Origin of the sequence: Austwickia chelonae NBRC 105200 (genome assembly GCF_000298175.1) — a bacterium.
In the GTDB taxonomy this organism is placed as follows: domain Bacteria; phylum Actinomycetota; class Actinomycetes; order Actinomycetales; family Dermatophilaceae; genus Austwickia; species Austwickia chelonae.
The window spans coordinates 23682-48946 of the sequence record NZ_BAGZ01000003.1 but is presented as its reverse complement, the minus strand read 5'-3'; the positions used below and the strand labels follow the sequence as shown (position 1 = coordinate 48946).

Annotated in this window: 23 protein-coding genes and 1 riboswitch; of the genes, 15 read left to right on the top strand and 8 right to left on the bottom strand. The window is 67.9% G+C overall.

The window, feature by feature from the left end:
* The first annotated feature begins 94 nt into the window (after positions 1–94).
* Genes AUCHE_RS01955 through AUCHE_RS01940 form a run of 4 tightly spaced genes read left to right on the top strand, consistent with a single transcriptional unit; the run spans position 95 to position 4693 of the window.
* Positions 95–1354, top strand: coding sequence for a hypothetical protein (locus tag AUCHE_RS01955; protein ID WP_143115120.1), 1260 nt, complete (start codon positions 95–97; stop codon positions 1352–1354).
* Positions 1351–2892, top strand: coding sequence for an MATE family efflux transporter (locus AUCHE_RS01950; RefSeq protein WP_143115119.1), 1542 nt, complete (start codon positions 1351–1353; stop codon positions 2890–2892). The genes AUCHE_RS01955 and AUCHE_RS01950 overlap by 4 nt, the downstream gene beginning before the upstream one ends.
* The gene (locus AUCHE_RS01945; RefSeq protein ID WP_006501575.1) at positions 2889–4073 is read left to right on the top strand and encodes a glycosyltransferase family 4 protein; all 1185 of its coding nucleotides are present in this window, start codon (positions 2889–2891) and stop codon (positions 4071–4073) included. The genes AUCHE_RS01950 and AUCHE_RS01945 overlap by 4 nt, the downstream gene beginning before the upstream one ends.
* A complete protein-coding gene (locus tag AUCHE_RS01940; protein ID WP_052024766.1) occupies positions 4070–4693 on the top strand; it encodes an acyltransferase in 624 nt (207 codons plus the stop codon). Before AUCHE_RS01945 ends, AUCHE_RS01940 begins: the two co-directional genes overlap by 4 nt.
* A 71-nt stretch (positions 4694–4764) precedes the next feature.
* On the opposite strand, the gene AUCHE_RS01935 is transcribed toward AUCHE_RS01940, so the two are convergent.
* The 5 genes from AUCHE_RS01935 to AUCHE_RS16880 all read right to left on the bottom strand — a co-directional run bounded on the left by AUCHE_RS01935 (position 4765) and on the right by AUCHE_RS16880 (position 10013).
* Entirely contained in the window at positions 4765–6138 is a 1374-nt protein-coding gene (locus AUCHE_RS01935; protein WP_006501573.1) for a glycoside hydrolase family 26 protein, read from the bottom strand.
* Between the two features lie 111 nt (positions 6139–6249).
* Positions 6250–7164 carry a glycosyltransferase family protein gene (locus tag AUCHE_RS01930; protein WP_006501572.1) on the bottom strand — a complete coding sequence of 305 codons (915 nt, stop codon included), beginning with the start codon at positions 7162–7164 and terminating at the stop codon, positions 6250–6252.
* 390 nt (positions 7165–7554) lie between these two features.
* On the bottom strand, positions 7555–8643 hold the full coding sequence (locus AUCHE_RS01925; RefSeq protein WP_006501571.1) for a hypothetical protein: 1089 nt from the start codon (positions 8641–8643) through the stop codon (positions 7555–7557).
* Entirely contained in the window at positions 8636–9382 is a 747-nt protein-coding gene (locus AUCHE_RS01920; RefSeq protein ID WP_217994333.1) for an RNA polymerase sigma factor, read from the bottom strand. Before AUCHE_RS01920 ends, AUCHE_RS01925 begins: the two co-directional genes overlap by 8 nt.
* Positions 9345–10013: a prepilin peptidase gene (locus AUCHE_RS16880; protein ID WP_006501569.1), complete on the bottom strand. Its 669-nt coding sequence runs from the start codon at positions 10011–10013 to the stop codon at positions 9345–9347. Before AUCHE_RS16880 ends, AUCHE_RS01920 begins: the two co-directional genes overlap by 38 nt.
* A gap of 108 nt (positions 10014–10121) precedes the next feature.
* Here AUCHE_RS16880 and AUCHE_RS16875 point away from each other — a divergent pair, with 108 nt between their 5' ends.
* From AUCHE_RS16875 to AUCHE_RS01890, 5 genes are all read left to right on the top strand, one after another.
* Entirely contained in the window at positions 10122–11375 is a 1254-nt protein-coding gene (locus AUCHE_RS16875) for a cell division protein PerM (protein ID WP_006501568.1), read from the top strand.
* A complete protein-coding gene (purN, locus tag AUCHE_RS01905; RefSeq protein WP_006501567.1) occupies positions 11372–11998 on the top strand; it encodes a phosphoribosylglycinamide formyltransferase in 627 nt (208 codons plus the stop codon). Before AUCHE_RS16875 ends, purN begins: the two co-directional genes overlap by 4 nt.
* 2 nt (positions 11999–12000) lie before the next feature.
* Positions 12001–12077: riboswitch (ZMP/ZTP riboswitch) on the top strand.
* Positions 12078–12129: 52 nt separating this feature from the next.
* A complete protein-coding gene (purH, locus tag AUCHE_RS01900; protein WP_006501566.1) occupies positions 12130–13752 on the top strand; it encodes a bifunctional phosphoribosylaminoimidazolecarboxamide formyltransferase/IMP cyclohydrolase in 1623 nt (540 codons plus the stop codon).
* A 111-nt stretch (positions 13753–13863) separates the two neighbouring features.
* On the top strand, positions 13864–14715 hold the full coding sequence (locus tag AUCHE_RS01895) for a bifunctional methylenetetrahydrofolate dehydrogenase/methenyltetrahydrofolate cyclohydrolase (protein ID WP_006501565.1): 852 nt from the start codon (positions 13864–13866) through the stop codon (positions 14713–14715).
* A complete protein-coding gene (locus tag AUCHE_RS01890; protein WP_006501564.1) occupies positions 14712–14999 on the top strand; it encodes a DUF3017 domain-containing protein in 288 nt (95 codons plus the stop codon). The genes AUCHE_RS01895 and AUCHE_RS01890 overlap by 4 nt, the downstream gene beginning before the upstream one ends.
* Positions 15000–15095: 96 nt before the next feature.
* Here the strand turns inward: AUCHE_RS01890 and AUCHE_RS01885 are convergent, their stop codons facing one another.
* Positions 15096–15941: a Rossmann-like domain-containing protein gene (locus AUCHE_RS01885; RefSeq protein ID WP_006501563.1), complete on the bottom strand. Its 846-nt coding sequence runs from the start codon at positions 15939–15941 to the stop codon at positions 15096–15098.
* Between the two features lie 290 nt (positions 15942–16231).
* On the opposite strand from AUCHE_RS01885, the gene AUCHE_RS01880 reads away from it, so the two are divergent.
* Genes AUCHE_RS01880 through AUCHE_RS01865 form a run of 4 tightly spaced genes read left to right on the top strand, consistent with a single transcriptional unit; the run spans position 16232 to position 19653 of the window.
* Positions 16232–17239, top strand: a complete 1008-nt coding sequence (locus tag AUCHE_RS01880) for an ABC transporter substrate-binding protein (protein ID WP_006501562.1) — start codon at positions 16232–16234, stop codon at positions 17237–17239.
* Positions 17236–18276 carry a FecCD family ABC transporter permease gene (locus AUCHE_RS01875; protein ID WP_006501561.1) on the top strand — a complete coding sequence of 347 codons (1041 nt, stop codon included), beginning with the start codon at positions 17236–17238 and terminating at the stop codon, positions 18274–18276. The genes AUCHE_RS01880 and AUCHE_RS01875 overlap by 4 nt, the downstream gene beginning before the upstream one ends.
* Entirely contained in the window at positions 18273–19070 is a 798-nt protein-coding gene (locus tag AUCHE_RS01870; protein ID WP_006501560.1) for an ABC transporter ATP-binding protein, read from the top strand. Before AUCHE_RS01875 ends, AUCHE_RS01870 begins: the two co-directional genes overlap by 4 nt.
* A 37-nt stretch (positions 19071–19107) precedes the next feature.
* A complete protein-coding gene (locus tag AUCHE_RS01865) occupies positions 19108–19653 on the top strand; it encodes a GNAT family N-acetyltransferase (RefSeq protein WP_006501559.1) in 546 nt (181 codons plus the stop codon).
* Positions 19654–19762: 109 nt separating this feature from the next.
* On the opposite strand, the gene AUCHE_RS01860 is transcribed toward AUCHE_RS01865, so the two are convergent.
* Together AUCHE_RS01860 and AUCHE_RS16440 are read right to left on the bottom strand one after the other, a co-directional pair.
* A complete protein-coding gene (locus tag AUCHE_RS01860; RefSeq protein WP_006501558.1) occupies positions 19763–20755 on the bottom strand; it encodes a malate dehydrogenase in 993 nt (330 codons plus the stop codon).
* Between the two features lie 152 nt (positions 20756–20907).
* Positions 20908–21696, bottom strand: a complete 789-nt coding sequence (locus tag AUCHE_RS16440; protein ID WP_006501557.1) for a hypothetical protein — start codon at positions 21694–21696, stop codon at positions 20908–20910.
* 182 nt (positions 21697–21878) lie between these two features.
* On the opposite strand from AUCHE_RS16440, the gene AUCHE_RS01850 reads away from it, so the two are divergent.
* Together AUCHE_RS01850 and AUCHE_RS01845 are read left to right on the top strand one after the other, a co-directional pair.
* Positions 21879–24098 carry an NADP-dependent isocitrate dehydrogenase gene (locus AUCHE_RS01850; RefSeq protein ID WP_006501556.1) on the top strand — a complete coding sequence of 740 codons (2220 nt, stop codon included), beginning with the start codon at positions 21879–21881 and terminating at the stop codon, positions 24096–24098.
* Between the two features lie 184 nt (positions 24099–24282).
* The gene (locus AUCHE_RS01845; RefSeq protein WP_006501555.1) at positions 24283–25263 is read left to right on the top strand and encodes a hypothetical protein; all 981 of its coding nucleotides are present in this window, start codon (positions 24283–24285) and stop codon (positions 25261–25263) included.
* The last annotated feature ends 2 nt before the right edge of the window (positions 25264–25265 follow it).

Here is a 25265-nt window from a genome sequence, read left to right as displayed (position 1 = left end):
CGATCGTGAACGGCCTGCGGAGACCGCAGATCTCTTCGCCCGCCCCGTACACGACCCCGACGCGGAACACCCGCGTCGGCAGGTTCGACGAACCATGGCACTGCTGAAGTGGCTCCTCGTAGGATCCATCGTCCTCCAACGCTTCCAGGTCCCCGGCGGGATCCCGGTCACCCTGCTCCTCCTCCTGCTCGGCGCCGCACTGATGGTGGCCTGGGGCACCGCGGTGATCTCCCGCCGGGCGACGGTGCTCTTCCTGATCGCCACGAGCTCGATGGCCTTCCTGTCCTGGCTGGCCGGACAGACCCAGGCGGAGGCCTCCATGACCTCCTTCCTGTTCCTGATGATGCTCTACACGCCCTGGATCCTCCGAGTACGCGACGACCTGCGCGAATGCATGACCGAACTCGGCCGGTTCTACGTGATGTTGATGAGCGTCTTCGGGGTCGTCGGTTTCGTCCAACTGACCGTGCAGTTCCTCCGGATCTGGTCGTACACCGACTATCTCGGTCAAGTTCCCGAAGCCTTCCTCATCCCCGGGTTCAACTCGGCGGCCATGCTCACCTACGGGTCGGGCATCTACCGGGCCCATGCCTTCGTCTTCCTCGAGCCGTCGATGCTCTCCCAGTCGTGCGGACTGGCCCTGATCGTCGGACTGGCCCTGCGGCTGCGGCTCGCCGCACTCGTCGGACCGGCTCTGGGGCTGATCGGTGCGACCTCCGGCACCGGGATGATGCTCCTCGGCGTCGGGGTCACCCTGATCGTCCTGCTGCGCCCCCGACTGCTGCGCCCGGCCTTCATCGCCCTGGCCGTGGTCGGGCTGATCGGTATGCTCCTCTCACCGGCTGCCGCCCCCCTGCTCGAACGCTCCGACGAGATCGGACAGAGCGGGAGCTCCGGGTCGCTACGTTTCATCGACCCCTACGACCAGGTGATCCAAGGGCTGGAGAAAGACCCGCTGAGAGTGGTGCGAGGAGCAGGCCCGGGAACCAGTGAACGGTTGCTCACCAGCGCTCGAGGCCTCGGCCAGGCCGTGGTCTACACGATCCCGGCCAAGCTGCTCTTCGAGTACGGGGCCTTCGCCGGCGGGCTCTTCCTGGCCTTCATCCTGTACTCGATGCTCAGACCCCTGTCGATCCCCCTTCTCGGGCCGAGCATGGTGTTCATGCTGATGTTCCTGTCCGGAGCACTGCTGCAACCGAACACCTGTCTGATGGCATGGCTCATGCTGGTGATCTGGCGTCGACCGCTGCCCGAACCCGGAGCCGAGGACGCCCCGGCCGTCGTGGACGGCATCCCCCACACCCGGATCGGGGACTGGCCTGCGAAGCGGATGCCCGCAGGGGCAGGCGCGTGAGGCGTGCCCGTCGCGATGACGATCCCGCCGGCCCGGGAAGACATGGCGACGACCCCTGGGAGGAGCTCCCCCCACGCGCTCCTCGGAGAAACGGCAGGGGAACACCCGCCTGGGACGACCCGCCGACCCCGCCACCCTGGGCAGGGAAGATCGAATACCACGACGCCGTGGTCGCACAGCTCCACGACCCCTGGGAAGGCGAAGAACCCGATCCGCCGATCCGCCAGGAACGACGACGGCCCTCGACGGACATCGAGCTGAAACCACCCGCCGAGGTGGAGGAACTGCACCCCCCGGCCCAGGCCGAAGGCGGATTCCTGAAAAAGTTCGGCGGTCCGGCCTTCTGGGTCTTCGCCGACCAGGCCGTCTGCAGCCTGTCCACCTTCGCGCTGGCGATACTCGTCGGACGTTCCGTCGGAGAAGAGGCCTTCGGCGCCTTCTCCATCGCCTTCCTGGTGTTCACCTTCCTGGTGGGGCTCTCCCGGTCCACGGTCACCGACCCGATGGTCGTGATCTACGCCAAGGAGGACGCCGAAGCCCAGGCCGCCGCCGTACCCAAGGCGATCGGACTGGCCACCCTGCTCGGGATCGCCGGTGCACTGCCCACCTTCCTGACCGGGCTCTTCCTGGGGACCTCCAGCGTGATCGGTGCTTCCCTGATCAGCCTGGCCCTGGTGCTGCCCGGGCTCCTCCAACAGGACGCCTGGCGTTTCGTCTTCTTCATGACCGGACGACCCCGGCCGGTCGCGATCAATGACACCATCCGGACTGTCCTGATGTTCGCCCTGGTGATCTGGCTCCACCGGAACTCGGTGATCAACAGCGCGACGATGATCCTGGTGTGGGGAGCCTCGGCCTATATCGCCTCGGCACTGGGCGCAGTGCAGGCCAGGAAACCCGCAGTTCTACGAGGTTGCCTGCACTGGTTGGGCGGGCACTGGAAACTCTCCGCCCAGTTCGGCGCGGACTTCACGATCAGTCAAGGGTCGTTCAACGGCACCAATGTCGCCCTGGGCCCGATCAGCTCATTGGCGACGGTCGGGGCGCTGAACGCCTCACGCAGCCTGCTCGGACCGTTGTCCATGCTGTTCGGTGGGTCGACGGCGATGGTGCTCCCGGCCATGTCGGCGCGCAGCCATCGGACCCTGATCGGACTGGCCTGTGTGGTGAGCGGAGGACTCTCCGCCGTAGCCGCGGCCTGGGTGTTCTGCCTGATGATGATTCCCCGCAGCTGGGGGGTCGCCCTGTTGGACCGTAACTGGGCCGGCGCGGAAGCCACCATCCCGGCCACAGGGTGGGCGGTGATCATGGTGGGCGTAGCCGTCGGCCCCAACCTGGCCTTGAAAGCCCGGGAGGAATCCGCCCGACTGCTCCGGATCACCTTGGTCCAGGCGCCACTGATGGCACTGTTGGGACTCTCCGGGGCCTGGATCGGCGGAGCCGTCGGAGCCGCTACCGGATTTGCCATCGCTCAGAGTATCGGTGCTGCTCTGACATGGAAGGTGTTCGTCGACGTCGAACGAGAGGCGGTCTTGTGACCCCACGACAGATCCTGCTCATCACCAAAGAGTTCGGCCTGCCCGCCCGCTCCGGGGGCATGCTGCGCACCTTGGCCATAGCCCGTGCCCTGGCCACGGTCGGGGAGGTGACCATCGCCCACCCCGGAGGTCTGTGGCAGCTCCCGGAAGGGTCCAGGGACGACTTCGTCACCATCGCACCGGGACGCACCCACGGCATCCGGGACAACCTGAAGACCTTCGCGACCTACCGGACCGTCGGCGGGGCCCGCACCTGCGGACAAGGGCTGCTGGACGCCGTTCGTGACGCCCTCCGCCAGGACGTCTGCTACGACGCGGCCGTGCTGGACCACACCTGCCTGCTCCGGGTGCGCAGCCTGCTCCCCGCGGACCTTCCCGTGGTGGCGAGCATGCACAACGTCGAGTCCGACCTGATGAAACAGCGCATCGGAGCCGAACAGGGCATCCGCAAGATCGTGGCCGCGGTCGAACACCGCTGGCTGCTCGCCCAGGAACGATCCGCGGCCGACCTGCCGACCGTCGTCTGCACGCAGGCCGATGTCGACGAGCTCCTCTCCCGCGGCGGAGCCAAAGCCTCCGTGGTCGCCCGCAACGGCGTCGACCCGGTGACCGACTCGGCCCGTGGCCCGGAGGCCGAGACCTCCCAGGAGCTGCTGTTCACCGGAGCCCTGGACTGGGGGCCCAACACCTCAGGCCTTCGCTGGCTGGTCGCCAGCGACGCCTGGAAGAGGCTCTGCGCCGAACGACCCGGGCTCGTCCTGACCGTCGCAGGACGTCGCCCCTCCCCGGAGTTCCTCGCCGACATGGCAGCCGCGCCCTCGGTGCGTGTCGAAGCGGACGTCCCGGACATGAAACCGCTCCTGGAACGGGCCAGGCTCGGCGTCGCCCCCCTCCTCGAAGGGGGCGGATCGCGGATCAAACTCCTGGAGTACATCGCTCACGGGTTACCCTCGGTGTCCACCTATGTAGGTGCCTCCGGTCTGGACCATCTGCCGCAGGGAGCTGTCACACAGGTCCCCGAGGACGCCGAGGTCTTCTGCGCCGCAGTACGCACCGCCCTCGACGAAGGCCCCGCGGTGCTCTCCGCCGATGCGATCGAACACGGTCTGCGGTGGTACAGCTGGGCGGCGGCACTCGAGCCACTGACCGAGCTCGTGGCGGACAAGAACGAAGAAGGGTGACCAGTGTGACGACCACCGACAGAGCGACACGCACGCCATCGACCGACGACGGCCGAGAGGGGACGACCGCAGCGGACGAAAAGAAATCCGAGGCCCTGCGGACCAGGGTGCTCCGCCTGGTGCGGACCGAGTGGAAGTTCATGTCGTACAACGCCCTGCTGAACTCGGTACTCGGCTCCACCCTCGTCCCTCGCCCGGTGCGCCTGCTCGGCTACCGGCTGATGGGCTTGGACGTCAAAGCCGTCGACATCTACCCCGGGCTGAAGCTCTACATCCGGGACGGCTCGTACCTGAGCATCGGCCGGAACACCACCATCAACCACGACGTCATGATCGAAGCCACCGGGAAGGTCACCATCGAGGAGGACGTGATGATCGGCCACCAGGTCGTCATCATCACCTCCCACCACCCGCGGCTCGAAGACGGCCGGATCTCCCGCGGCATGGAAGGACGACCCGTCACCCTGAGCAAGGACTGCTACATCGGAGCACGCGCACTGATCTGCCCCGGAGTCACCATCGGACCCAAGGTGCTCATCGGGGCCGGCGCGGTCGTCACCAAGGACTGCCTGGAACCCGGCGCCACCTACGTGGGTATCCCCGCCCGCAAACTCGGCTGACCCGGACAACAGCAGGACAACGCCCTGGGCGCCGGCGCTCCACCGCCGACGCCCAGGGCGTTCCCACAGGATCAGAAGAGCCGGGCGTACTCCGCCGAGGCCCGCGGCATCTGCACCGGCGACCACAACGAGTTCGACACCCCCGGTCCGGGCTCGTTGAAGAAACACTCCAGGACGAGCACATCGCTGTTCGCCATGAACCACTCGTACATCTTGCGGATGTAGAAGGGGTTGTCACCGGCACCCTGCCTGCTCACATCGGCCGTTCCCCACTCCGGAACGCTCATCCCCTTGCGGTGCGCCCGAGCGAAATCGGCGACATCGGCGATGCCCGGAGCCTGAGCGGGGCGGATGGTCCGGGCGAAGGAGGCCTCATCGGTCGACCGGGTGTTCCACCAGTCGTAGGTATCGCAGCCCACGAGGTCGACGACGTCGTCACCCGGGTAGAGGACGGTCAACGCGTCCAATCGGGAACGCTGCCCGGGAATCCCCGCACCACACCCGATGCCGAAGTCCACCAGGAGCTTCGGAGCGACCGATTTCAGCGTCCGGGACACCCGGGCGAAAGCAGCCCGGTAGGCCGGGGCAGTCGACACGGTGGCCTGCCAGGGCCACCAGTCCCCGTTGGCCTCCCATCCGATCCGGACGACCGCATCGCCTCGCCCGTGGGCGAGGAGGACACGGGCCTGCGCGCGCCAGATGTGGTCGTGGTCGCCGCGGGCCACGGTGCTCAACGAGCCGGTGCCGTCCTGGGGGAGCAGCGACAGTCCGTAGACGAGTTTCCCCGGGAAGCCGTTGAAGACCGAGACATTCCAGTCGCTCTCGGCGATCCGGGCGAAGGATTCCTTGTGGGAGTAGGAGACGGTGGCGTCATTGGGGGAGCCGCGGAAAGTGCCCCATTCCTCGGCCCGTTGAGGACCCCATGTTCCTCCGGCGACCCACGCTCCGGAGAACCAGGGCTTGCCGGAGCGGGAGGGGCCCAGCAGGCGCGAGGTCGCATTGCCCACCGGCGGGAGTGGCTCGGTGGTGGGCGGAGACGGGGTGAAGATTCCCGGCCGGGGGAAGACCGCCGAGGCCGACCGGGTGGCGCCGGTGTCCTGGTTGGTCACGACGAAGGTGTAGCGCTGCCCGACGACCACGTCGGTGAAGAAATGGCTCCGGCGGGCGCCCGGCACGACCTGGGTGTGGGTGCTGTGGCCCGTGGTCACGGAGACCAGCCATCCGGCGGCGGGAGAACGGTCCTCCGTCCACCGCACCTCGGTCGAATGGAGCAGGAAGCGCAGGACCAACTCGGTTCGTTCGGTTGCTGTCTTCGCGGCGGCGGACGGTTGCGGAGCCGCTGGTTCCGCGGCGGTGGCCGCGGACGGGAGTGTGCTGGAGAGGAGGAGCGCCGCGAGGGCGGTGATCACGACGGCGGAACGACATCGGGGCGGGCGCGGGAACATCGACGGATCCTCCTGGGACGATACGGCCCAGGCCGGGGCGGCCTGGATCTCATCCCCGAGTTGTTCGCCCCCTACCCGCCGTGGAGGCGGTCGAAACCTGCACCGGGCGGCTCAGGAGACCCGTCGTCCGGAGGAGAGGGTGTCGTCGATCCTGGTGGCGGAGACCGTTCCGTTGGTCGAAGCGTCCTCGGCGCGGACGAAAGGTTTGATCTCTCCGTACTCGGCGTAGCGTTGCCGACGCTGTTCGAAGGTGTGGTCGCTGCGCAGCTGCCACAGATCGGACAGGACGAAGCGGTCCCCTCGGGTGATGACCAGGGTCTTGGAGCCCAAGGCCGGACGCCATTCTCCGCCGACCTCCAGGAGACGTTCCACGATCTCTTCCTCTTCACCGATGAAACGCGCCGGGTCGATGTCCAGGTAGGCGCGGAAGGCCTCGGCCGAATCGGCGAAGTCGATCGCCATGTTGTGGCCGTGGGCCAGGGCCCGTTGCCCGCGTCGGTCGCGCACCTCGGCGACCATCACCTTGCGTACGCTGCGCAGCATGTCGGCCGCGCTGCTCTCCCCGTGGGTGAAGACCGAGTTCCCCAGGGTGACGACGGGTCGGGACCAGGCACGGCAGGTGCGGGCCATGACCGCCGCCCACTCCAGACCGACGAGGGTGTCGGCGTCGGTGAACAGGATGGGGCCGCGTCCGCCGCGGTGCTTCCGGAGGGTGGCCACGCCGTGCTGCAGGGCCGCCATCTTGAAACTCTGCGTGGACTCCAGGACGCAGGCCCCCATGCGTTCGGCGCGTTCGGCGGTGGCGTCGGTGGTGCCGTTGACGATGACGTAGGGGCTCACCGGGACCGACGACCAGGACAAGGTCAGCAGGGTCGCCGGCAGATCCGACTCCTCGTTGCGGGCGGCGATGAGCACGGGGACACCCCCGTCGGCGGAGAACCGTCGACGGGTCTCCGGGGCATGGGCGGCCACGACATCGGCGCCGTCGAACTTCCTCAGCTGGCGAACCTGCTTCAGCGCGAGCATCTCGTCCTCGTCCCCCTCTGAACGTCGTCGCCCGGTCGGAAGCCAGTCGCATTCCGGGCTTTTTCCCGTCGGCCTTCGGCGTGGTCAACGACTCGCCGTCGGCTGTCACGGTCGGGCCGAGGACGACGGAGGGCCACGCCTGCTGGGGCTGGGTCGAGTGTAATGGACGGGCGACCAGGACGGGGGTCCGATTCCCCATCCTGTCCGCTATGTCCCCCGGTGGGGCATGGGCGCTGACGGTGTGACCACGACGGCCCGCTCCGGCCGATGACGCTGGTGTCCAGCTCTTCCCCTCGGGGGCAGCCCGCCAGCGCGCGGTCCGGACGATCCCGAGCCGGAGAGTGTCCGGATCGCAAGACGACAGGGGTGTCGACCCACAGCGGGAAGCACTCAGCGGTGCAGGGCTCCCGCTTCTCCGGCCTCCCCGAAAGGCCCGGAGGGGTCCCGCCCCAGAAGGATCATGCCAGGCCCTACCCCCTTCCAGACGACCACGCCGTGAACCCCTTGACCGTGGCCGTCCAACCGGCCCAGCGTCGTAGTGCCCCCGAGCCCCGCCGACCGCAACGGGGAGGAGGACACCCGACCGTCCGCCGCTACGGTGAGCAGCACCAGTCGGTCGCCCACGACGGCATACAACGGTGGCACCCGGCCATGACCGTCCGGTTCGGCGCGTCCGCCCGCGGAGACCACCGCGAACACCTCTGCCGCACCGGAGGCGACGACCTCGTCGCGGGACACGCGCGGAACAGACCCGACGCCCACCTCCTCGACGACGACCTGGCGCACCTTCCCGGACCGGAGGAAACACAGGACGGACAACCGGTCCCCGCCGCGGTCCGTCGAAGCCGCCATCGCCGTGACCTCGGCACCCCCGACGAGCGGGAGGAACCGGTCCACGACGGGCCTACCCGCACCGCCCACCGTCAACCGGAAACGGCCGTCCACGTCCACCCCCACCGCGGTTGCCGTGCGGTGCCTGCCACCACCGGAGGAACCAGACAGAGCGGTCGTCGCGACCCGTGCGACATACGGCAACCGCCCGACCCCGTCGTCGAAGCCACCCGAGATCGTGCCGAACCGGGACCCGAACAATCCGTCGACGACAGCCTCCACCCGGACCGCGATCATCGGGTCCAGGGAGATCCGGGGTCTTCCAGCGGCGTCCTCTTCGACCGGTGCACTGCCGTCCGGTCTGGGCGACTCCTCCCCGGTGGCGGGGACCGGGGAGGCCGCCGCGGACATCCCGTCCGAGAACAGGTCGTCATTGCCGGACAACAGGCCGTCTCCGCCGCCCCGCCCGTCGAGCAGACCGAGCCCGCCCACGGTCACCAGCACCGCAGCCAGCACCGCCGTCGTCCCACGGGCTCGTCGACGACGGTCACCCCGGCGACGGATCTCCTCGGGCGCAGGCATGAGGACCTCCGCGCAGCAGGCCGAGGACAGCGGCGACAGGTGTCTCTGCAGGTCGCGGTCAGACACGGTCGACCTCCTCGGCCTGCTCGTCGAGTACCGAGGCCAGAGCCGTCCGACCCCGGGAGAGGCGGGCCTTGACCGTGCCGACCGGGGCACCGGTCAACGAGGCCACCTCCTCGACCGGCAGATCGCACAGATGGTGCAGCACGATGGCATGACGCTGACTCTCCGGTATCCGGCGCAGGGCCGACACCAGCAGGACATGGTCCAAGGACACCCCGGCCACCGATTCCTTCTCCGCCCGCCTCGTCCACGCCGTCGCGGCATTTCTCGCCCGACGCCACCGCGATACCGCCAACCGGTAGGCCACGGTCCGCAACCAGCCCTCGGGAGAGTCCATGAGGTCCAACTGTTCCCGACGCTCCCACGCACGTGCGAAGGCTTCCTGGACGACGTCCTGGGCTTCGGCGAGATCGCCGCACACCGCGTACATCTGCGCGACGAGCTGGCGCGAACAGGCGTGATAGAGCTCGTCGAAGGCCGCGGCGTCCATGCTGCCTACGAGCCCCCTCTCCTCGACGGTCGTCGTCCGTCGTCGAGTCAGCTTAGGGGGTGACATCCCTGCCCGGGGGAGGAGCGCGCCGCCACCCGTCGTCAGCATCATGAACTCCGTCGTCGTCGGGCCCGTCGAAGAGATGACGTCCGAACGGACGCCCAGGTTGCCTGCGCTGCCCGAACTCTTCCCGTCGCCGGCCCAGCCTCCGTGGTCACAGCGGTGCCGCGACGACCACCGTGCCCCAGGCACCGATCACCATGGACGGTCCGAAGGCGAGTCTGCTGCCCAGGTGGCTCCGTCGTCGGACAAGCAGCCAGAGCGCTGCGGCACCTCCGCACAGGAACATCGCGTAGACCCCGACCAGGAGATGCCCCCAGGAGAACCAGCCCAGGAGCGCGCCCAGGCTGCCGGACAGCTTCACATCACCCCAGCCGAGTTGTCCTCGGGAGAGCAGGGCCAGGAAGACGAAGAAGAGCCAGGTCGCGAGCCCGCCCCACAGGGCACGTCGGGCATCGGGCCATCGGTCGCAGGAGACGGCCACCGATGCCATCCCGGCGGCGAGAACCGGGTAGGCGGGCAGAGTGAGGACATCGGGCAGGCGGTGGACGTCCAGGTCGATCGCGCACATCACCACGTACCCGGGCACCACTGCGCCCAGGACCGATGCGGGGAGATCCCCGGCTGCGATGAGCCGCCAGACCACGACCGCGGTGAGCAGGGCGCACACGGGGGCGACCCAGCGGAATGTCGGCAACGGCCGTTCCCGTTCGTCGGCGTAGCGACGGTACCGACCGGTGGACAGGGCCCGGTGGGCACCGACTCCGCAGAGTGCGCCGTAGCCGGCCGCACAGGCTCCCAGAGCCACAGCCATGACGTCCATCGGACCATCATGCGCAGGGCATATGCCTTCGATGCGGGGGCGACACGGCCGTGGCGCGCGGCGTGTGCATTTGGGCCGTGGGAAGGGGCAAGGCACCATAAAGGCCTCATGGTCAAGCGATCGCCCAGAGTTCTCCCCGCCGTCGGCGGCCCCTTCGAAGGTGCCCCCGGCTGGTTCAGGGCACTCTTCGCCGCCGTGGAGAGCACCTTCCTCTCGGTGATAACGGTGGTCCTGCCGGTCTATCTGGCCTGGCTGGCCAGTCCTAATGCGGCGGTAGACGGGTGGCGCGCCATCCAGGTCGGGACGGCCGGGTGGTGCCTCGGCCACGGCGGAGGTTTCTACGCGAAGGTCGGTTTCGTCTCCGTCGTCCCGCTGTTCTTCACGGTGTTCGCCGTCGCGATCTGTTTCTGGTCCGCGCAGCGGCTCACGGCGAGGATGATCCGTTCCGAGGTCGTACGGATCCGGCATCTCGGTGGGCTCCGCTGGGACGTGGCCTTCGAAGGCGTGCTCTTCGTGGCGACCTACACGATGCTCGGTGCCTTCCTGGCCTCGACAGCGCACGCGCCAGGGATCACGGTGTCGATCCCGCGGAGTGCGTTGGGTTTCCTGCTGGTCTCCTCCTTCGGCTATCTGGGGGCGCTGCTCGCCCAGTTCCGGTCGGCTTTCCCCGAGATCGCCCCGGGATGGGACCTGCGTCGGAGACTCCCCCCGGGTCTGCGGATCGGGGTGCTCACCGGGGTCCGTTCCTTCCTCCTCCTGTTGGGGACCGCCATGGCCGGTGTCGGCCTGTTGGCGTTCATCCGCTTCGACCGGATCGCGGGGTTGTACGACCATCTGGGGCCGGGGCTGCTCGGCGGGGCCCTCCTGACCGGGCTGCAGATGCTCTATCTGCCTAATTTCGGGGTGTGGGCTCTGAGCTGGATGGCGGGCCCCGGTTTCGGGATCGGTCTCGATTCCAGCATCACGCTGACCCAGTCGTCCCCGGGGCCGTTGCCTTTCGTCCCAGTGTTCGCGGCGCTGCCCGAGGCCGGGGCGCTGCCGGGATATCTGCGGGTGGCGCTGTTCGTCCCGGTCGTCGCCGGTTTCCTGCTCGAGCGCAGGATCAGCTCCCGGGTCCCGGACGACCTGGTGGAACGGGCACTGGTCGCCGGGATCGGGGTGACGACCTGCGCCCTGTGCGCCGGCGTCGCGGCCTTCCTCACCGGGGGGTCGATGGGTTCAGCCCAGCTTCTCGACGTCGGCGCGCCGCCCTTCCTGCTGGCGGCGATGCTCGGTGGGGAGCTGGCCTTCGGCGCGGGGCTCTCCCTGGGCGTGCACGTGCTGCGTCGGGGGCGGCGACATCCCGAGGCTGAGCTAGCGTGACCTCCGTGGGATCTTCCAGAGCTGCCGTCGTCGTGCTCGTCTCCGGTGGGGGGACCAATCTGCAGGCCGTCATGGACGCCTGCGCGGATCCGGCCTACGGGGTCGAGATCGTCGCCGTGGGCGCGGACCGGGACGGGATTGCCGGTCTGACCCGCGCCCAGGACTCCGGGATCCCGACTTTCGTCTGCCGGACGTCGGATCACGAGGACCGGTCCCGCTGGGACGAGGCCTTGACCTCGGCGACCCTGCTGTACCGTCCGGACCTGGTGGTCGGGGCCGGTTTCATGAAAATCCTGGGGCCGGGTTTCCTGGAGGCCTTCGGCGGCCGCACGGTGAACACCCATCCGGCGTTGCTGCCGAGTTTCCCCGGAGCACACGGAGTGCGGGACGCCCTGGCCTACGGAGTCGCTGTCACCGGGTGCACCTGCCATCTGGTCGACGCCGGCGTCGACACCGGGCCGATCATCGCTCAGCGCGCGGTCGAGGTCCGGCCGGAGGACGACGAGGACTCCTTGCACGAACGGATCAAGACGGTCGAGCGGGAGATGCTGGTCGACTGCCTGGGCCGGATGGCCCGCGAGGGGTATCGGGTGGACGGACGCCGGGTGTACATCGGCCGTTAGGATGGCACGGACACGACTGGCGCAGGTGGGGCACCACCGGGGAGTGACGTCGTGGGCATCGCCCGCCTGGGTGCCCACACCCGTACGCGGGTGACCGATGTCCCCCGCAGCCGACCTCCAGGAGTGAACGGATGTCCTCTGTCGACGACGGCAGGCGCCCTCTGCGCCGAGCCCTGATCAGTGTGTACGACAAGTCCGGCCTCGCCGAGTTGGTCCGGGCGTTGCACGACGCCGGGGTCGAGATCGTCTCGACCGGGGGATCGGCGCGGACGATCGAGGAACTGGGCGTCCCCGTGATCCACGTGGAGGCGCTGACCGGTTTCCCCGAATGCCTGGAGGGACGGGTGAAGACCCTGCACCCGCGGGTCCACGCCGGCCTGCTGGCCGACACCCGCAAGGTCGAACATCTCGAGCAACTGGCCGAACTGGGTGTGGAGCCCTTCGAACTGGTCGTCTGCAATCTGTACCCCTTCCGGGAAACGGTGGCCTCGGGGGCGACCCCCGACGAATGCGTCGAACAGATCGACATCGGCGGCCCCTCCATGGTCCGTGCCGCGGCGAAGAACCACCCTTCGGTGGCGGTCCTCACCTCGCCGAGCCAGTACGCCGAGGCCGTGGACGCGCTCGCCGCCGGCGGTTTCACGCTGGAGTCGCGTCGCCGACTCGCGGCCGACGCTTTCGCGCACACCGCCGCCTATGACGTGGCGGTGGCCTCCTGGCTGAGCGACGGATATGCGGATACCACTGCCGGCACCGGTTTCCCGGAGTTCGTCGGCGCGGCCTGGACCCGCTCCTCGGGGCTGCGTTACGGGGAGAACCCCCACCAGCAGGCTGCGCTCTACCGGGGAGAGGGCGCCGGTATCGCTACCGCCGAGCTGCTGCACGGCAAGGCGATGAGCTACAACAACTACGTCGATGCGGATGCCGCCTTGCGGGCCGCCCATGATCAGGGCGACCGACCGACCTGCGCGGTGGTCAAGCACAACAACCCGTGCGGTATCGCCGTCGCCGAGGACATCGCCGAAGCGCACCGGAAGGCCCACGAATGCGACCCGGTGAGCGCTTTCGGTGGGGTCATCGCCACGAACCGTACGGTGACGGTGGAGATGGCCCGGCGGGTACAGGACATCTTCACCGAGGTCGTCGTCGCCCCCGACTTCGAGGCGGAGGCCTTGGCCGTCCTGACCGGGAAGAAGAACATCCGTCTGCTGCGGGTCGACGGTAAAGCGGTGCGATCGGACGGGCACTCCTGGGAGATGCGCCCCGTCAGCGGCGGCCTGCTGGTCCAGTCGGTGGACCGGCTGGATGCTGTCGTCGAACCGGTCGAGGGCGAGGCCTCCACAGCCGGGCACGGCGACGACCCCAGCAGGTGGACCTTGGTGGCCGGGGAGGCTGCGGACGAGGAGACCCTGCGCGATCTGGTGTTCGCGTGGCGTGCGGTCCGCGCCACGAAGTCCAATGCCATTCTGCTCGCTCGGGGCGAGGCTTCGGTCGGGGTGGGGATGGGGCAGGTCAACCGGGTCGATGCGTGCCGACTTGCGGTGGAACGGGCCGGTGCGGAACGGGCCCGCGGATCGGTGGCCTCCTCCGATGCCTTCTTCCCCTTCGCCGACGGGCCGCAGATCCTCGCCGATGCCGGGGTGCGGGCGATCGTCGCACCCGGCGGGTCCATCCGGGACGAGGAGACCATCGCGCTCTGCCATGAACGAGGGATCACCTTGTACTTCACCGGAGCTCGTCATTTCGCCCACTGAATGCCGCTGTCGGGAAGGGGCGGTCTCCCGGTCGTTGCCGCCCCGACCGGCGCAACGGGGACTCCCGGGGAGTGAGCACCTCGGCGGAGAAACGATGGCAGGATCGGACCTATGAGCTCGCAGATCCTCGACGGCAAAGCCACACTGGCCGCTATCAAGTCCGAACTGAGCACCCGCGTCGCCGCGCTCGCCGAACGGGGTGTCACCCCGGGCCTGGGCACCGTCCTGGTGGGCGATGACCCCGGCAGTCATTGGTACGTGGGAGCCAAGCACAAGGACTGCGCTGAGATCGGGGTTACCAGTATCCGGCGCGATCTGCCCGCCGGAGCTACCCAGGCCGAGGTCGAGGCGGTCGTCGACGAGTTGAACGAGGACCCTGCGTGTACCGGGTTCATCGTGCAGCAGCCCACCGGGCTCGACGAGTTCGCGATCCTGTCCCGAGTCCGGCCGGACAAGGACGTCGACGGTCTGCACCCGTACAACCTGGGCTGCCTGGTGATGAACCGTCCGGCGCCCCTGCCGTGTACGCCGGTGGGCGTGGTGGAGTTGTTGCGTCGCTTCGACGTACCGATCGCCGGTGCGCACGTGGTGGTCGTGGGGCGCGGGTTGACGGTCGGCCGTCCGCTGGGGCTCATCCTCACCCGTAAGTCGGAGAATGCGACGGTGACGCTCTGTCACACGGGGACCCGTGATCTGGCAGCTCAGGTCCGGCAGGCCGATATCGTCGTCGCGGCGGCCGGCGTGCCGGGCATCGTGACCCCGGACATGGTGAAGCCGGGCGCGGCCCTGCTCGACGTGGGCGTCTCCCGGGTGGACGGCAAGGTGGCCGGTGATCTCGTGCCGGGGTGCGCGGAGGTGGCTGGGTGGATCGCGCCGAATCCCGGCGGGGTGGGGCCTATGACTCGGGCGATGCTGCTGACCAATGTCGTGGAGGCCGCGGAGAAGCAGGCTGGTCTGCGGTGATCTTTCCACGTCGGGGCCGGCCCGGCCTCGGTGCCTGGTGGGTCCTCTCGCTGGGTCTGCTGATCGGGGGCGTCACCGTGCTCTTCGTCGGCCGGGCTCTGGTCGGCGGAGTGATCATGGGGTTGGCTTTCGTGGCGGCCGCGGTGCTGCGTCTGTTGCTGCCCGACGAGCGGGCCGGTGGACTGGCCGTACGTTCCCGTACCTGGGACGTGCTGATGTTGTTGACCTTCGCGGTGGTGGTCTTCGGGGCCTTCCTGGCGGTGGATCTGCGTCCGCGGAGGTGATCTCTGCTCGAGCCCGTCACGACGGGTGGCGCGGGGGTGGATCGGCGTCCCGCGCCACCGGTCGTGGCGGTTTCCTGTCGGGTCTCGACGGTGGGGTCAGGAGCTGGGCGTGGCCCGGTAGAGGTAGAGCGGGCTGGCGTCGGCGCTGAACTGGGAGAAGGGGAAGTGTTCGGCGGAGAGGTTCGTCACGCCTGCTCCGAGGAATTCGCGGGCGACGGCTGAGCCGGACTGGGCGTAGACCGTCAGGCCGATCCGGCGTTCCGAGCAGATGTCCCGGATGGTGTCGAAGGAGCCGTTACCCATGGTCATCCCGGTGGCGATGACGTGGTCCGCCTGGGTGAGGACGTCTTCCATGCTGCTGCTGACGGGGTCTCCCCAGTGGGTCTGTTCGAGGTTGTAGTCGCAGGGGAGGGGTTCGCATCCGTGTTCCCGGATGGCTTGGACGAGAGGGTTGACCACGCCGATCAGTGCGACCTTGGATCCGGTCGGGACAGGAGCTGCCGGGTCGTCCAGCAGTGAGGAGATGGCGGCGTCCCGGGCGATGGCCCGTTGGTCGGGGGTGCCGGTGGGTAGTTCGATCACGGTGGCCCTGGGGTCTTCCCGGTGTGGACGGACGCAGGCCAGATAGGCGTCGAGGGCGGCGAGGCGGAGCGCGGGTGCGGGGTGGTTCAGCAGTTCTTCGACGGTGCTTCCGGAGAGGTCGCAGATCTCGGGGGTGAACTGGCCGGTTTCGAAGGCGCAGGCTCCGAAGGATTGTTCGACTCGGACCAGGAGGTACTGGTTCCGGTAGGTGACCGGGCTGCCGGCCAGCCGGGTGCCGTGCTGTAGGTAGAAGACGCTGCGGGCGGTGAGGTCGCCCGGGTGCGGCCGGTTTCCGGGCTGCAAGGTGTGGGCGACGAGATCGTCGATGCCGGTGATGGTGTGTGGGCGCAGGTCGGTCATCGTTCGCTTTCCCTGTGGGTGGAGTCGCCAGTGGACAGGGGTGACGCACGCGGTGTGGGGATGTCGGGTTTGCCGGTGGTTCGAGAGGTCGGGGTGACAGGGGGGCCTCGAGGGTGGGGAGCCCCCGGGGACGGAGGTTGGACGACCGTTCCTATCATGTCCTTACACAACATGATTCAGCTGCTTCGTGTGAACATCGCCACGCCGTGAACGGGCGAAATTTTCTGGGGTTAGGATGACCTAAGCACCCCAATTCTGCTCAGTACGTGACATAAGGAGCACTGCGCTTCATGAAGCAGGCCGTTCGCACCACACTGATCGCCGCTAGCACGACTCTGGCCCTGACCACACTGGCCAGCTGCGGATCTGCGAACACCACGGCCTCCGGGGCGGGCAGCGCCGAACGTGTCGAGATCACCAACTGCGGGGTGAAGGTCAGCGTCGACGGGCCGCGCAAGAAAGCCGTGACCGCCGAACAAGGATCCACCGAGCTGCTCCTCGCGCTCGGACTGGAGAACCAGATGGTCGGCACCTCGAATATCAAGACCGAGGTCGCGCCCCAGTGGAAAGAGGCCTATCAAAAGGTCAAGGTCGTCACTCCACAGATCCTCACCCCGGAACTGACCCTCTCGGTCAGCCCGGACATCGTCGTCTCACCGCTGCGCAGCCAGTTCTCCAAGGACCGGGTCGGCACCCGCGACGAACTCACCGCGAAGGGCATCGCCAGCTACATCAGCGAAGCCGACTGCGCCCCCGACAAGCGCACCGTCAAGGACCCGATCGACGCCATCTTCACCGACTACCGGAACATCGGGAAGCTGTTCGGCGTGAGCGACAAAGCCGACAAACTGGTGGCCGAACAGACCAAGGAAGTCGAGACGGTCGAGAAGAACAAAGCCGGCGGAACCCCCCAGAAACTCGTCTGGATCTACTCGACCTTCAAAGGCCAGCCCTATGTCGCCGGGGGAGGCGGTTTCCCCGAAGCCATGAGCCGACGGGTCGGGGCCACCAATGTCTTCTCCGACATCAAGGACAGCTGGCCCGAGGTGTCCTGGGAGAAGGTCGCCGAGAGCGACCCGGACATCATCGTCGTCGCCGACCTGAAGGAACGGGGCAAGCCGGGCGACACCGCCGAGGAGAAGATCAAGGAGATCAAGGAGAACCCGGCGATGTCCAAGACCAGAGCCGTCCAGGCGAACAGCTTCCTCGTGGTCCCCGGGGTGGAGCTCGACGCCTCTCCACGTTTCGTGAACGCCCTCAAGATCGTCGCCGCCGAAGTGAACAAAAAAGCATCGTGAGCGCGCTCGACAACGCCATCGCCGCCAGGTGGCGACGGGTCCTGATCTTCCTCTGCGCGAGCACGGTCGCCCTCCTCGTCTCCGTGGTCGTCTCCTTGCAGCTCGGCGCCGCGGAGATCACCTTCTCCGATGTCGTCAATGTCTTCAGTGCCCACGTCGGACTCCCCAGTCAACCGGTCTCCCCGATGGTCGACTCGATCCTCTGGGACCTGCGTTTCCCCCGGGTGATCACCGCGATCCTGGTCGGAGCCGGGCTCGCCGTCTGCGGGTGCGCACTACAGGCACTCACCCGTAACCCGCTGGCCGAGCCCTACCTGCTCGGGATCTCCTCCGGTTCCTCGGCCGGTGCGGTCGCCGCCCTGGTGCTCGGTTTCGGTGGCGGCGCAGTAGGTCTCACCGGAGGCGCCGCCATCGGGTCGCTGTGCAGCATCACCTTGTTGTTGCTGCTGCTGCGCAAGAGCGGCCTCGACTCGGTGCGCATCGTCCTCACCGGTGTCGTCGTCGGTCAGCTCTTCTCCGCGATCAGCTCCCTGATCCTGATGGCGGCCGGAGACGCCGAAGCCACCCGCGCGGTGACCTTCTGGCTGTTGGGTTCCATGGGCGCCGCACGATGGGGGACCGTCGCCGTCATCGCCGTCGCCCTGGCCGTGGGTCTCGCGGTGATCATGTGGTATGCCCGGGCTCTCGACGCCTTGGGGCTGGGCACGGACACGGCAGAGTCCATCGGCGTCCAGGTGGAGAGGACCAGGCTCGTCCTGCTGGTGACCACCTCGGTGGTCACCGCAGCCGCGGTCGCCGGTGTCGGCGCCATCGGCTTCATCGGGCTCATCGTCCCTCACGCCATCCGTTTCCTGATCGGCCCCAACCACCGTTTCCTCGTGCCCTGTTCCGCGCTGGGCGGAGCCGTCCTCCTCGTCATCACCGACGCGATCTGCCGGGTAGCCTTCGCGCCCCGCGAGGTGCCCGTCGGGGTCGCCACCGCACTCATCGGCGTCCCCATCTTCCTCGTCATCATGAAGAAACGAGGTGACCTGTGAAACTCACAGCACAGCAAGTGACCTGGGGAGTGCCCGGGAAGTTGATCGTCCGTGGAGTCACCCTGGAGGCAGCGTCGGGCAGAGTACTCGGCCTCGTCGGACCGAACGGTTCGGGCAAGTCCTCGCTGCTGCGCTGCCTGGCCGGTCTGCGACGACCGTCGTCGGGCAGCATCCTCTACGACGACCAGGACTGTTTCGGGTGGACGCCCCGACAACGTGCCCGCCAGGTCGCCTTCGTCGAACAGAGCGGAACGGCACCGGACGACATCACCGTCGTCGACCTGGTCAATCTGGGGCGCGCACCTCATCAGGAACGATGGAAGTCGGCCAATGTCCAGGACCGTGCTCTCGTCGACCGGGCGATGAACGACCTGGGGATCACCCATCTCGCCGCCCGCCGGTGGCGTGATCTGTCCGGAGGGGAACGCCAACGGGCCAATATCGCTCGCGCTCTCGCCCAGGACGCCCGGTGCATCATCCTGGACGAGCCTACGAACCACCTCGACATCAGGCACCAGCTGGACCTCCTGCTCCAGTTGAAGAACTGCGGCAAGACCGTCATCACCTGTCTGCACGACCTGGGCCTGGCTGCTCGCTACTGCGACGACATCGCCGTGTTGACCGATGGCGAGCTCCTCGCCCATGGCACCCCGGAGAAGGTCCTGAACGGTGAGGTGATCGAGGCGTCCTTCGCGGTCCGGGCAGATGTCGGGCGGGGTCCTGGGGGAGAATGGGCAGCGAGCTATTCGCCGCTTCCCCTCGACGAGGAGCTCATGGTGTCCACCGTCGGTTGAGCGACTACTTCTGTTGAACGAGAAAGGAACTGCCTGAGTGCAGGACTTCCAGATCTATCGTGCTGTCACGCCGGACGACCTTGCACAGGCCCGAGACGTGATCCTGGCGAGCATGGAGAAGGACCAGGGATACGGCTACCAACCCGAATGGCACTGGGACATCGTCAACGCCCAGGAGATCTACGCCGACAACGAGCGGCACGCCATGATGATCGCCGTCGCGGACGGGCAGGTCCTCGGAACCTGCGCCTTGCGCACCGGTGGGCCGAAATGCCCGCCCCACCACCCCGAGTTGGCGGACCGTTACCGTGATCGTCCCGCGGTCGGACACATCTCCCGGCTGGTGACGGTGCCGGAGGCCAGGCGACGCGGTATCGCGGGAAGCCTGGTCCGCAGCTGCCTGGATCATGCCCGGACGGTCAGCCGATACCGGGTCGTCTATCTGCACACGAACGCGAAATCTCCCGGCGCCCTGGACTTCTGGTCCAGGAGCGGTGCAGCTGTCGTCCGGGACGACCGGGACGGGTGGGACCAGGATGCCCGTTTCGAGACGGTGCACTTCGAATTCGACCTGACCGCCTGACCGCTCCGATCGGTCGAGGAATGCCGACGACTGTGGGGCCGCCGACCTTCAACGGTCGGCGGCCCCACAGTCGTGCCGGCCCCGGCTCAGGAAAGGGGCCGCATCGGGGTCACTTGATGAGACCCAGCTCACGTACGGCGTCGCGCTCTTCGACGAGCTCGGCCACCGAGGCGTCGATCCTGCCACGACTGAAGTCGTCGATCTCCAGGCCTTGGACGATCTCCCAGTCACCGTTCTTCGTGGTGACCGGGAAGGAGGAGATGATGCCCTCGGGCACGCCGTACGAACCGTCGGAGACGACCGCCATGGACAACCAGTCGCCCTCGGGCGAGCCCTTCAGCCAGTCGCGGGCCGCGTCGATCGTGGCAGATGCCGCGGACGCCGCCGAGGACGCCCCGCGCGCCTCGATGATCGCCGCACCGCGCTTGGCGACGGTGGGGATGAAGTCGTTCTCGTACCAGGCCTGGTCGCCCACGGCCTCGTAGGCATTCCGGCCACCGACCTCGGCGTGGAAGAGGTCCGGGTACTGGGTCGCGGAGTGGTTGCCCCAGATGGTCATCTTGGTGATCTCGGTGACCGGCACGCCCAGCTTCGCGGACAGCTGACTGATAGCCCGGTTGTGGTCCAGGCGGGTCAGCGCGGAGAAACGCTCCTTGGGGATGTCAGGGGCATTGCTCATCGCGATGAGTGCATTGGTGTTGGCCGGGTTGCCGGTCACACCGATCCGGATGTCGTCGGCGGCGTGGTCGTTGAGCGCCTTCCCCTGGCCGGTGAAGATCGCACCATTGGCCTCGAGCAGGTCGCCGCGCTCCATACCCTTCGTCCGCGGGCGGGCACCGACGAGCAGCGCCAGGTTGGCGCCGTCGAAGATCTTGTTGGGGTCGTCGCCGATCTCGACACCGGCGAGAGTCGGGAAGGCGCAGTCGTTGAGCTCCATGACCGTGCCCTCCAGCGCCTTGAGCGCCGGCGTGATCTCCAGGAGCTGCAGTTGGACCGGAGTGTCCGGGCCGAGCAGCGCGCCACTGGCGATACGGAAGAGGAGGCTGTAGCCGATCTGGCCGGCGGCACCGGTGACGGCAACCTTCACGGGCGTTGTGCTCACGGTTCTCCACCCTTTGCGATGAGGGAAACACTGATGTGTCGAACCTATCAGCGACCACTCCTGCGAAGCCGTGGACCAAAGGCCCGGGATCCGTTGCGGGAAGGGGACGATGGGCTCTGAAGCCCGCCGTGCCCTTCCCCGCCGGTGTCGACTCAGCGGCGGCCGAACAGACGGCGCAGCAGACCGGGCTTTCCGCTCGGTTCGGAGGGGTTCTCGGAACCTTCCGGCTCCGCCGCCGGGATGGCGGGGGTCTCTGCCGGAGCGGGAGCGGCCGGCTCGGGCGCTGTGACCGGGACGGTGGGCTCGGGGGTCACCATCGCCGGCTCGGGGACCGCCTCGGGAGTGGGCGTCAGGTCTTCCTCGGGGCAGGAGGAGTCCAGTGAAGGGGTTGCCTCCATCCAGACGGTGGTCGGGTCCTCCTTGGCCGGGACCGTCGCCGCGGCGACCGGTTCGAGCACAGGTGCGGGGGACTCGGCGGGCTGCGCGACGGCCTCGGCAGAGGTCTCGTCGTCGGCCGGGGAGGCGACCGGGGCGTTCGTGGCGGTGTCGCCGTAGTCCATGCCCAGGAAGCGTCGGGACTTCTCCGAGAAGACCTCCACGCCGTCGTGCCCCTGCAGGGCGGCCACGAGACGTTCGGCGGTCGCCGCATGGGCACCTTCGGGATCGACGACACCGTGCAGGTCGATCAGGGCGGTGCACCGGGTCAGCCAGCGGCGGCTGCTGTTCTCGGGCAGGTAGGTCGCATAGTGTTCGGCGACGCCCTCGGCCTCCTCGAACCAGAAGCTGAAGGTGTATCCGTCCACCTCGAGATCCAACCGGAGCGGTTTGTCGGTGACCTCGCCGGCCGGGAAGACCTCGCGCAGCCATGCCGCAAGGGTGTCCTTGTCGAGGCCGGAGTCGGACAGGACGAAGACCATGTGCGGATAGCTGTGTGACGACATGCTCTCATCCTCCCGCATCCGGCTGCCGGATGCGAAAAGTGAGACTTGTCCCGCTCTCCGTCCCGATCCGGGAGGGTCCGTCCAGGTCCGGGCCTCGCTCCGGCGTGTCGACCGCAGGTCCGGCGGTAGGTTGGCGCAGAGAGTGCTGTTCGCCTGAACAAGCAGAGAACTGGAGAGACAGAATGACAGCGTCGAAAATCGTCTGGACCAAGATCGATGAGGCGCCCGCTTTGGCGACGTATTCGTTCTTGCCCATCGTGCGGGGCTTCACGAAAGCTGCGGGCGTCGATGTCGAGACCTCCGATATCTCCCTGGCCGGTCGGATCCTGGCCCAGTTCCCCGAGAAGTTGACTGAGGAACAGAAGGTCGCCGATCACCTCGGCGAGTTGGGGCGGCTCACCCAGGACCCGACGGCGAACATCATCAAACTGCCGAATATCTCGGCGTCGGTCCCTCAGCTCAAGGCGGCGATCACCGAACTGCGGACGAAGGGGTACGACATCCCGGACTTCCCCGAGTCACCGGCGGACGACGTCGAGCGTGAGATCGCTGCCCGGTATGCGCGGATCCTCGGATCGGCCGTCAACCCGGTGCTGCGGGAGGGCAACTCCGACCGGCGGGCACCGCTGTCGGTCAAGAGGTTCGCCCAGAAGAACCCCCACCGGCTCGGCGCGTGGACAGCGGACAACAAAGCCCGTGTGGCCTCCATGCACGAGGGTGACTTCTACGGCAATGAACAGTCCACCGTCATCGGGTCGGCCGACAGCCTGACCATCGAACTGGTCACCGCCGACGGGCCGACCGTGCTCAAGGCCGACCTCGCGGTGACGGACGGTGAGATCGTCAGCACCACTTTCATGAGCGCCAAGGCCCTGACCGCCTTCTACACCGAACAGTTCGCGGCCGCTGCGGACGAAGGGCTGCTCCTGTCCGTCCACCTCAAGGCGACCATGATGAAGGTCTCCGACCCGGTGATGTTCGGATACGCCGTGCGCGCCTTCTTCTCCGACGTCTTCGACGGACACGCCGACCTGCTGGCCGAGCTGGGCGTCAACCCCAACCTGGGCCTGGGCGACCTGGTGAACCGTCTGGCCGATCTCGACCCGGAGGTCCGGACCGCCGTCGAAGCGGCCATTGCCGGCCAGTACGGGAGTCGTCCGGCCCTGGCGATGGTCGACTCCGACCGGGGTATCACCAATCTCCACGTCCCCAGCGATGTCATCATCGACGCCTCCATGCCGGTGGTCGTCCGCGACTCCGGGCAGATGTGGAACGCCGAGGGGAAACAGCAGCAGACCCTCGCCTTGGTCCCCGACCGGTGCTACGGCCCGATGTATGCCGCGGTGATGGACGACTGCCGGGAGAACGGAGCGCTCGACCCGGCCACGATGGGCGATGTGCCCAATGTCGGTCTGATGGCTCAGAAGGCCGAGGAGTACGGATCCCATCCGACGACCTTCGTCATCCCCCAGGACGGGACGGTGCGGGTCACCACGAGCGGGGGCGCCGTCCTGTCCGAGCACGTCGTCGAGGCCGGTGACATCTGGCGGATGAGCCGCGTCCGGGACATCCCGATCCAGGACTGGGTGAAACTGGCCGTCACCCGCGCCCGGGCCACCGGTGCACCTGCCTGTTTCTTCCTGGACGACCGACGGGCCCACGACCGCCAGGTGATCGCCAAGGTGCAGGAGTACCTGCCGCACCATGACACCGACGGGCTGCAGATCCTGATCAAGGAACCGGTCGAGGCCATCCGGTTCTGCCTCGAACGGATCCGCCGCGGCGAGGACACCATCTCGGTGACCGGTAACGTGCTGCGCGACTACCTGACCGATCTCTTCCCGATCCTCGAGCTCGGCACGAGCGCCAAGATGCTCTCCATCGTTCCGCTGCTCGCCGGTGGTGGACTCTTCGAGACCGGCGCGGGGGGGTCGGCGCCCAAGCACGTCCAGCAGTTCGTCAAGGAGAACTACCTGCGTTGGGACAGCCTGGGCGAGTTCTCCGCACTGGGTGCGTCCTTGGAGCACCTGGCTGCTACCCAGGGCAACGAGGCGGCGAAGGTCCTGGCCGATGCCCTCGACGTGGCCATCGGTCGATTCCTCGACGAGAACCGCTCCCCGGCGCGTGCGGTCGGTCAGATCGACAACCGTGGCAGCCACTTCTACCTCGCGCAGTACTGGGCGAGGGCCCTGGCCGACCAGGACGTCGACGTCGACCTGAAGGAACATTTCACCCCGGTGGCGGAACGGTTGGAGTCCGACGAGGACCGGATCAACGAGGAGCTCCTCGCCGTGCAGGGCAGCCCGGTCGACATGGGCGGCTACTACCTGCCCGATGTGGAGAAGACCGCGCGGGCGATGCGTCCCAGCGCGACCTTCAACGCGATCGTCGACACGCTCTGATCCGGCGTCGGTGTCGGCCGTCCGCATCCAGAACGTGACCGACACCGACCACGGACCGATGAGGCGGCGTCCCTGGACAGGCGGCTGCCACCGCCAGTTGTGACCGACGCGGCGGGATCTCCCGACGGATTCCCGCCGCGTCCGTGTTCCCGGGCACACCTCGGGCGTGGATACGATTCAGTTGATGAGCCAGCAGCCTTCGACCACGACCCGGAGCCCCGAGGAGGTCTCCGGCGCTTTCTCCGAGGTGAGCTCGAACGAGGCGGAGTTCACCCAGGCGTTGCGTGCGGCCATCGTCTCCCGCGGAGTCAGTCTCGAATCGCTGCGTCAGTCGCTGGCCGATCGTGGCTCCCGGGTCAGCGTGGCCACCCTCAGCTACTGGCGGTCGGGACGGAGCATGCCCGATCGCGGAGGATCCATGATCGCGCTGGCCCAGCTGGAACAGGTCCTGGCCCTTCCTGCGGGTTTCCTGACCAGCAAGGTGAAACCCCGGAAACCGGGGAGCATGGTCGCCAGTGCGCTCCCGACCCATTACCGCACCGCGCAGACTGCGCCGGTCACGGTCCGCAACTGCGAGTCCTTCGACGACGCCGTCGTCCGGGCAGGGCTGGCCGAGCTCGGGATGGACTGGGACGACGGGCTGGACCGGGTCAGCTACCACGACCGCCTGCAGGTCCGACCGGACCGGACCGACGGAAGCCACGACGTACGTACCGTCTTCGTGGCGACACGCCCGGGAGCGCACCGCTTCCCGATCTGGTCGACCCATGACGACCGCAAGGCCTTCCCCTTCGTGATGGGCCTGTCGAACTGTCGTCTCGGCCGGGTCGTGGAATTCCGCGCGCACACAGCGGTGGCGGCTGAGATGTTCCTCGACCACACTCTCGACGAGGGGGAGTCGACGATCGTCGAACACCGTCTGGAGTCCATCGGACAGGATCTCCCGGTGACCCAGATGCTGCGTCGCGTCTCCACCCCGATCCGGGAACTCGTGATGGAGGTCCGTTTCTCCGGAGAACAGATCCCCCGGGCGGTGATGACCCGTCGTATCTCCGAGCGCGGGGACGGAGACGTCCAGGAACCTACGACCCTGGTCGGATCCTCGGCCTACCTGCTCGTCATCGATCCCGCGCCGGGGATCTACGGTCTCGAATGGACGTGGTGAAC

What these genes read in the sequence shown, in the direction of transcription:
- AUCHE_RS01955 (WP_143115120.1), top strand. Translation starts at nt 95, where the DNA reads ATGGCACTGCTGAAGTGGCTCCTCGTAGGATCCATCGTCCTCCAACGC.
- AUCHE_RS01935 (WP_006501573.1), bottom strand. Translation starts at nt 6,138, where the DNA reads ATGTTCCCGCGCCCGCCCCGATGTCGTTCCGCCGTCGTGATCACCGCC.
- AUCHE_RS01930 (WP_006501572.1), bottom strand. Translation starts at nt 7,164, where the DNA reads ATGCTCGCGCTGAAGCAGGTTCGCCAGCTGAGGAAGTTCGACGGCGCC.
- AUCHE_RS16880 (WP_006501569.1), bottom strand. Translation starts at nt 10,013, where the DNA reads ATGGACGTCATGGCTGTGGCTCTGGGAGCCTGTGCGGCCGGCTACGGC.
- AUCHE_RS16875 (WP_006501568.1), top strand. Translation starts at nt 10,122, where the DNA reads ATGGTCAAGCGATCGCCCAGAGTTCTCCCCGCCGTCGGCGGCCCCTTC.
- purH (WP_006501566.1), top strand. Translation starts at nt 12,130, where the DNA reads ATGTCCTCTGTCGACGACGGCAGGCGCCCTCTGCGCCGAGCCCTGATC.
- AUCHE_RS01895 (WP_006501565.1), top strand. Translation starts at nt 13,864, where the DNA reads ATGAGCTCGCAGATCCTCGACGGCAAAGCCACACTGGCCGCTATCAAG.
- AUCHE_RS01885 (WP_006501563.1), bottom strand. Translation starts at nt 15,941, where the DNA reads ATGACCGACCTGCGCCCACACACCATCACCGGCATCGACGATCTCGTC.
- AUCHE_RS01880 (WP_006501562.1), top strand. Translation starts at nt 16,232, where the DNA reads ATGAAGCAGGCCGTTCGCACCACACTGATCGCCGCTAGCACGACTCTG.
- AUCHE_RS16440 (WP_006501557.1), bottom strand. Translation starts at nt 21,696, where the DNA reads ATGTCGTCACACAGCTATCCGCACATGGTCTTCGTCCTGTCCGACTCC.
- AUCHE_RS01850 (WP_006501556.1), top strand. Translation starts at nt 21,879, where the DNA reads ATGACAGCGTCGAAAATCGTCTGGACCAAGATCGATGAGGCGCCCGCT.
- AUCHE_RS01845 (WP_006501555.1), top strand. Translation starts at nt 24,283, where the DNA reads ATGAGCCAGCAGCCTTCGACCACGACCCGGAGCCCCGAGGAGGTCTCC.